The 7,167-nt window shown below is 34.9% G+C and carries 7 protein-coding genes; 5 read left to right on the top strand and 2 right to left on the bottom strand.

Annotated features, from left to right (window positions below; all coding sequences use genetic code 11):
- Window positions 1-2,470: isoleucine--tRNA ligase (gene ileS, locus ACT8VG_RS05550; RefSeq protein ID WP_444195364.1), on the top strand; the 2,470-nt coding region annotated here is incomplete at its 5' end.
- Window positions 2,471-2,523: 53 nt separating this feature from the next.
- Here the strand turns inward: ileS and ACT8VG_RS05545 are convergent.
- On the bottom strand, window positions 2,524-2,718 hold the full coding sequence (locus tag ACT8VG_RS05545) for a hypothetical protein (RefSeq protein WP_006505102.1): 195 nt from the start codon (window positions 2,716-2,718) through the stop codon (window positions 2,524-2,526).
- Between the two features lie 115 nt (window positions 2,719-2,833).
- On the opposite strand from ACT8VG_RS05545, the gene ACT8VG_RS05540 reads away from it, so the two are divergent.
- From ACT8VG_RS05540 to ACT8VG_RS05525, 4 genes are all read left to right on the top strand, one after another.
- Complete coding sequence (locus ACT8VG_RS05540) at window positions 2,834-3,487, top strand: HAD family hydrolase (protein ID WP_349820758.1); 654 nt, start codon at window positions 2,834-2,836, stop codon at window positions 3,485-3,487.
- Window positions 3,471-3,905 carry a DUF523 domain-containing protein gene (locus ACT8VG_RS05535; RefSeq protein ID WP_195921219.1) on the top strand — a complete coding sequence of 145 codons (435 nt, stop codon included), beginning with the start codon at window positions 3,471-3,473 and terminating at the stop codon, window positions 3,903-3,905. Before ACT8VG_RS05540 ends, ACT8VG_RS05535 begins: the two co-directional genes overlap by 17 nt.
- Before the next feature lie 83 nt (window positions 3,906-3,988).
- Window positions 3,989-4,924, top strand: a complete 936-nt coding sequence (locus ACT8VG_RS05530) for a type I phosphomannose isomerase catalytic subunit (protein ID WP_187012059.1) — start codon at window positions 3,989-3,991, stop codon at window positions 4,922-4,924.
- 92 nt (window positions 4,925-5,016) lie between these two features.
- Window positions 5,017-6,195 (top strand): NAD(P)-dependent malic enzyme, encoded by a 1,179-nt coding sequence (locus tag ACT8VG_RS05525; protein ID WP_444195363.1) that lies wholly within the window; start codon window positions 5,017-5,019, stop codon window positions 6,193-6,195.
- A 56-nt stretch (window positions 6,196-6,251) separates the two neighbouring features.
- On the opposite strand, the gene ACT8VG_RS05520 is transcribed toward ACT8VG_RS05525, so the two are convergent.
- Window positions 6,252-6,992, bottom strand: a complete 741-nt coding sequence (locus tag ACT8VG_RS05520; protein WP_022424669.1) for a YebC/PmpR family DNA-binding transcriptional regulator — start codon at window positions 6,990-6,992, stop codon at window positions 6,252-6,254.
- Between the last annotated feature and the right edge of the window lie 175 nt (window positions 6,993-7,167).

Below are 7,167 nucleotides of genomic sequence, written 5' to 3'. Positions count from 1 at the left end.
TGGTTTACCTATCGAAAATGCGATTCAGAAGCAGGGTGTAGATAGAAAATCTATGTCTACTGCAAAGTTCAGAGAAAAATGTTATGCATATGCATTAAAACAGGTTGAACGTCAGATGCAGCAGTGTATCCGTGTAGGTACATTTGCAGACTACAAACATCCATATTTAACTTTACATAAAGAATTTGAAGCAAGACAGATTGATGTATTTGCGAAAATGGCTGTAGATGGATTAATCTATAAAGGATTAAAGCCAGTATATTGGTCACCTTCATCTGAATCAGCATTAGCTGAAGCAGAAGTAGAATACCATGATGTAAAATCACCTACTATCTATGTACGTTTCAAGGTAAAAGATGGTAAAGGTATCTTAGAAGGTGATGATAACTACTTCGTAATCTGGACTACTACTCCTTGGACAATCCCAGGAAACCAGGCAATCTGTTTAAACCCACGTTTCACTTATGCATTAGTTAAATCTGAAAAAGGTAATCTTGTTGTCTTAGAAGAATTAGTTGATTCATTATGGGAAACATTTGGATTAAAAGAAAAAGAAATCTTAAAACGTTTCAAGGGTGAAGAATTAGAATACATCACATGTACTCATCCACTTTATCCAGAAAGAGAATCATTAGTCATCATGGGTGACCATGTAACAACTGATTCAGGTACTGGATGCGTTCATACAGCAAGTGGATTTGGTGTAGACGACTTTAACATCTGTCAGAAATATAAATTACCAGTACTTGTAAACGTTGATGAACATGGCTGCATGATGGAATCATGCGGTGAATGGCTTGCAGGTCAGTATGTTGATGATGCAAACAAGACTGTTACAGTAAAACTAGAAGAATTAGGCGCTTTATTAAATCTTACTTGGATTACACATAGCTACCCTCATGACTGGCGTACTAAGAAGCCTATCATCTTTAGAGCAACTGACCAGTGGTTCTGTTCTATCGATAAGATCAGAGAAAAACTATTAAGTGAAATCGATAGCGTTAACTGGATCAATGAATGGGGTCATATTAGAATCTATAACATGATTAAAGACCGTGGTGACTGGTGTATCTCAAGACAGAGAACTTGGGGTGTTCCAATTCCAATCTTCTATTGTGAAGATGGTACTCCTGTAATTGATCAGAAAGTATTTGATCATGTATCAGCACTATTTAGAGAATTTGGTTCAAACGTATGGTTTGAAAGAGATGAAAAAGATTTATTACCAGAAGGTTATACAAACGAACATTCACCAAATGGTATCTTCAAGAAAGAAAAAGATATCATGGACGTATGGTTTGACTCAGGTTCATCACATACTGGTGTATTAGTAGAAAGAGGATTAGGTTATCCAGCTGATCTATACTTCGAAGGTAGTGACCAGTATCGTGGATGGTTCAACTCTTCATTAATCATCGGTACTGCAGTACATGGTAAAGCACCATATAAGACAGTTTTATCTCATGGTTTCACTCTTGATGGTAAGGGATTAAAGATGAGTAAGTCTGGTGGAAACGCTGTAGATCCAATCAAGACAATCAATAAATGGGGTGCTGATATCTTAAGATTATGGGCTACTACTGTAGACTTCCAGTCAGATGTACGTATCTCTGATGATATCTTAAAGAAAGTATCTGAAAGCTATCGTAAGGTAAGAAATACTATGCGTTTCTTACTTGGTAACTTAAATGATTTCAAGGATACTGATGTATTACCAGTAAATGAATTAGAACCAGTTGATCAGTATATGTTAGCTAAGTTAAATGACTTAATGGATGCATATCATAAGTCTATGGATTCTTATAACTTCTCAGAAGCAAATAAGGAAATCTTAAACTACTTCACTAATACATTAAGTGCATTCTATATGGACTTCACAAAGGATATCCTTTATATCGAAAAGGCTGATTCTACAAGAAGAAGACAGGTACAGACAGTTCTTTATCATCATGCAAAGACAATGATGAAGTTAATCTCACCAATCTTAGTCTTCACTGCAGAAGAATTACATGATCACTTCCATTGTGATGCAAAACAGGAAGAATCTGTATTCCTAGAAGCTAAGCCTGAAAAGTTCGAAATTGAAAATGCTGATGCATTAAAAGAACAGTTCGACTTATTCATGAACTTACGTACTGATGTTATGAAATCATTAGAAAACTTAAGAGCTGAAAAAGTAATCAATTCTAACATGGAAGGTAAGCTTACTATCACTCTTAAGGATGAATATAAGTCTTTAGCTGCATTAGAAGACTCTATGAAACAGTTATTCATCGTTGCAAAGGTTACTTTAGATGACAATGCAGAAGGTAAAGATGAATATGAAACTTGTTTCATCAAGGCAGAAAAATTCCATGGTGTTCAGTGTCCAAGATGCTGGAACTGGTTCGAAGAAGACGAATTAGTAGATGGATTATGTCCAAGATGTCATGAAGTTGTTGAAACTTTACCAGCTACAGAAGAAGAATAAAAAACAAGGATATGGGACGTTCCCATATCCTTTTATCATGTAATAAAAAAAGTCTAATAACCACGTTTATATTCTTCAAAGCGGTCTAAAGAATAGCCAATTAATCTTAATACGAAAATCAAAACAAAACCAACCGCAAATAAAATATATAAATGTGCAAAGAAGCCAATCACACAGCATAATGCAAATACGATATAGCCAATAGTTGTTAAGAAATCCATATATTTATGTTCTTTTAATCCGTTCATAGTTTCACCTCATTCTAGGATATTATATCATTCTCTGTAAGCGAAAACAATTGCAGAATTACTCTTAAACTTGCGGGGTAGGAATGCTATAATGGGTGTAATTATGGAGGCAGTTATGATAAAAGGTTGTATATTTGATTTAGATGGAACATTAGTTGATTCTTTAAAGGATCTTGCAGTAAGTACAAATCATGCTTTGGAGGCATGTGGGTTAGCACCACATCCTATTGAAAACTATAAACAGTATGTAGGTAATGGAGTTTTAAAACTAGTAGAGCGTGCACTTGGAGAAGATCATCAGGATTTGTTTGATCAATGTTTACAAGAATTCATGGATTACTATAAGGATCATTGTTTTGATTACACAGCACCATATCCTGGTATTAAAGAATTAGTAGAAGATTTACATAAAGAAGGTATTAAGCTTGCTTGTGTCACAAATAAACCCCATACAGTGGCTGAAGTGATTGTACCTAAGCTATTTGGTGATTGTTTTATTACTACATATGGAGGTTGTGCAGATTATCCTAAAAAGCCTGATATTACTTCTTTAAATCTCGCATTAAATGATATTGGTTTAACCAAGGATGAATGTGTCTTTATTGGTGATTCTAATGTTGATATAGAAACAGGAATTAACGCTTCTATGAAGACAATTGGCTGTGATTGGGGATTTAGAGGGGAAGCAGAGTTAAAGGCTGCAGGAGCTACTAAAATCGCTTATAAGGCACATGACATTAAGGAGTATGTAGATGATTGGAATAAGTAAATGCTTATGTGGCTATGATTGTACTTATCGAGGAGATTCTAATAGAATAGAAGCATTAGAACTTATTGATAAGAAAGGTGAAGCAGTACTTATTTGTCCTGAAGTATTAGGAGGACTCTCTATTCCTAGAGATCCTGCTGAAATAGTTTCAGAAGAGCCATTATGCGTGCAGACAGTAAATGGCAAAAATGTTACAAAGGAATATGTAGAGGGAGCACAGAGGGCATTAGATATACTTAAAGCATATGATATTGATTATGTTATTTTAAAGAGCCGTTCACCTAGCTGTGGTCTTAATCATATTTATGATGGCTCATTTTCCCACAGGGTCATTGATGCAGATGGGATCTTTGTACGTTTACTAAAAAAAGAAGGATATAAGATTTATACAGAAGAAAAATATCCAGGTAAGCTGTAAAAAATATACAAAGTAAGCGCTAGACTAGAAAAATAGGAATGAATATATTAGAATATGAATATATGAAATAGGAGGAATATATAATGGGTCATATTTTAAAGGTCCAGCCAGTTTTAAAAGAAAAAATCTGGGGTGGAACTAAGTTAAGAGATGTTTATGGCTATGATATCCCAAGTGATCATACAGGAGAAGCATGGGTTATCTCAGGTCATAAGAGTGGCGATTGCCCAATCGTTGAAGGTGAATATAAAGGAAAAACAGTATCATGGATGTTTGAAAATCATCGTGAATTATTTGGTAATGTAGAAGGTGATCAGTTTCCATTACTTGTAAAAATTATTGATGCTAAACAGGATTTATCTGTACAGGTACATCCAGATAATGAATATGCAAAGATTCATGAAAATTCTTTAGGTAAGACTGAATCATGGTATGTATTACAGGCGGATGATGGTACAGATATGGTTATGGGTCATTATGCTAAAACTAAAGAAGAATTCATTAAGGATATTGAAGAAGATAAGTATGATGAATTATTGAATCGTTTTAAAATCCATAAGGGTGATTTTTTCTATATCCCAGCAGGTACATTACATGCAATCTGTGGTGGTTCATTAATCTATGAAGCACAGCAGTCTTCAGATATCACTTATCGTGTTTATGATTATCATCGTAAGGGTGATGATGGTAAAGAAAGAGAATTACATGTACAGCAGTCAATTGACTGTACAAAGGTACCAGCTGATTTAGATCAGAATAAATTATTTGTAAATACGAAATTAGACCATGGTTCTAAGACTAGATATTTAAAATGTGAATATTTAACTGTTGATCATTACTTAATTGAAGGAAGTACAGAAATTAAAAATGATGATCCATTCCAGTTAGTATCAGTCATTGATGGTGAAGGTACTGTCAATGATATGCCTATTAAAAAGGGTGATCAGTTTATTATCTGTTCTGATGTTGATTTAGTACATTATGAAGGTGGACTAGAATTAATGGTGACAACACTATAATTCATTTAAGAGCACGTAAGTGCTCTTTTATTGACTTCTACTGAAATGCTTCGTATAATTTTGGTGTAAAAATGATGATAAGGAGAAAAAGTATGGATATATATGAAAAAGCATTAGCACTTCATAAAAAACATCATGGTAAGATGGAAATCAATGTGAAGGCACCAATGGACACAATGGAAGATTTGTCTATGGCTTATACACCTGGTGTTGCACAGCCATGTCGTGAAATCCACAATAATCCAGAAACAGTTTATGATTATACATGGAAGGGGAATAGTGTGGCAGTAGTCAGTGATGGAACTGCTGTACTAGGACTTGGTGATATTGGACCAGCTGCAGGACTTCCAGTAATGGAAGGTAAATCTATTCTATTTAAGAAATATGCGAATATTGATGCTGTTCCTCTTTGTATTGATACAAAGGATCCTCAGGAAATCATTAAGTTCTGTAAACAGATTGCCCCAACTTTTGGTGGTATTAACCTAGAAGACATCAGTGCACCACGTTGTGTAGAAATTGAAAGAACACTAAAGAAGGAATTAGATATTCCTGTATTCCATGATGATCAGCATGGTACAGCTATTGTCGTTACTGCTGCTTTAGTGAATGCTTTAAAGGTTGTAGATAAGAAACCGGAAGATGTCACTGTAGTAGTCAGTGGTACAGGTGCTGCAGGAAGCTCTATTATCCATATGATTCATGACTTAGGTGTTAAGGAAATCTATGGCTTTAATATCAATGGTATTGTGATCAAGGATGATTATGATAAGTATGACTTCTTAACTCAGGAATTAACTGCAATCACAAACAAATCTAATAAACGTATGACTATGGCGGAAGCAGTCAAAGAAGCAGATGTCTTTATTGGTGTTTCAGCTCCAGGTCTTCTTACTAAAGAAATGGTTCAGTCAATGAAAGAAAAACCAATTGTATTCGCAATGGCTAATCCAGAACCTGAAATCAAATATCATGATGCAGTAGATGCAGGTGCTGCAGTCGTAGGAACTGGACGTTCAGACTTTCCTAATCAGATCAATAATGTATTAGCCTTCCCAGGCTTATTTAGAGGCGCTTTAGATGTTCATGCCACTAAGATTACTGAAGGTATGAAATTAGCTGCTGCAAAGGGCTTAGCAAGTCTTGTAAACGATGAAGAATTAAATAAGGATTACATCATCCCTCGTGCAACTGATGCACGTGTAGCAGTGACTGTTGCCAAAGCAGTCAGTGATCAAGCTATTAAAGAAGATGTAATTGCTAATAAATAACACAGATACGGTTCATAAGAACCGTATTTTTTTTGCAAAAAAAAGAATAGCTCTCGCTATTCTTCTTCACCATCATCATAGTTAGAAACATTGTGATAAACCTGGTCAACATCATCACAGTCATTAAGAAGATTCATTAGTCTTTCAAATAAAACCATATCTTCACCTTCAAGTTCAACTGTTTCCTGTGGTTTAGTTTGGATTTCATCAACATCAAATTCAACATCAGGAAGCTTATTTTCAATAGCTGTCTTGATTGCGTTATAATCAGTTGGTTCACCAGTAATCTTTAAGCTGCCATCTTCTAAAGTTTCGATATCTTTAGGATCAACTTCGCCTTCGATTAATGCATCAATTGCAGTTTCTTCGTCCATTCCTTTGAACTGAACAACAGATTCTACATCATATAAATAAGATACTGAACCTTCAGCACCAAGCTTAGCTTTTGATTTAGTGAATGCAGGACGTACCTGTGAAATAGTACGGTTGATGTTATCTGTTAAACATTTAACAATAACAGTTGATCCTGAAGGACCAAAACCTTCAAACTGTACACTTTCATAATCTTCTACAGCACCGTTCTTAACTTTATCAATCGCACGCTTGATAACGTCTCCAGGAACCTGATCTTTCTTTGCTTTTTCAATTAATCTTCTAAGGCTTAGATTACCGTCCGGTTCAGGGCCGCCTGCCTTCGCTGCTAAATAGATTTCTTTACCATAGTAAGAATAAAGTTTAGTTTTCTTAGCAGCAGTCTTTGCCATTGCGGCTTTACGTACTTCATGAGCTCTACCCATAATCTAATTCCTCCTTGTAAATTTCCTTAAACATTATAAACACAAAGACTAATTATTTCAATAAAGAATTGGAAAATACACTGGAAATGCATTACTATTGTATCGAGGTGTATAAAAATGAAAAAGAAAATGATTATTATTGGGGGAGGTATATCAGGTATATATCTTTCTATTT

Source organism: Catenibacterium sp. (assembly GCF_052354645.1).
Classification (GTDB): Bacteria; Bacillota_I; Bacilli_A; order Erysipelotrichales; family Coprobacillaceae; genus Catenibacterium; species Catenibacterium mitsuoka_A.
Note: the sequence above shows the minus strand (reverse complement) of the source record. Positions and strands in the feature narration are given on the sequence as shown.

What these genes read in the sequence shown, in the direction of transcription:
- ACT8VG_RS05520 (WP_022424669.1), bottom strand. Translation starts at nt 6,992, where the DNA reads ATGGGTAGAGCTCATGAAGTACGTAAAGCCGCAATGGCAAAGACTGCT.
- ACT8VG_RS05530 (WP_187012059.1), top strand. Translation starts at nt 3,989, where the DNA reads ATGGGTCATATTTTAAAGGTCCAGCCAGTTTTAAAAGAAAAAATCTGG.
- ACT8VG_RS05535 (WP_195921219.1), top strand. Translation starts at nt 3,471, where the DNA reads ATGATTGGAATAAGTAAATGCTTATGTGGCTATGATTGTACTTATCGA.
- ACT8VG_RS05540 (WP_349820758.1), top strand. Translation starts at nt 2,834, where the DNA reads ATGATAAAAGGTTGTATATTTGATTTAGATGGAACATTAGTTGATTCT.
- ACT8VG_RS05525 (WP_444195363.1), top strand. Translation starts at nt 5,017, where the DNA reads ATGGATATATATGAAAAAGCATTAGCACTTCATAAAAAACATCATGGT.
- ACT8VG_RS05545 (WP_006505102.1), bottom strand. Translation starts at nt 2,718, where the DNA reads ATGAACGGATTAAAAGAACATAAATATATGGATTTCTTAACAACTATT.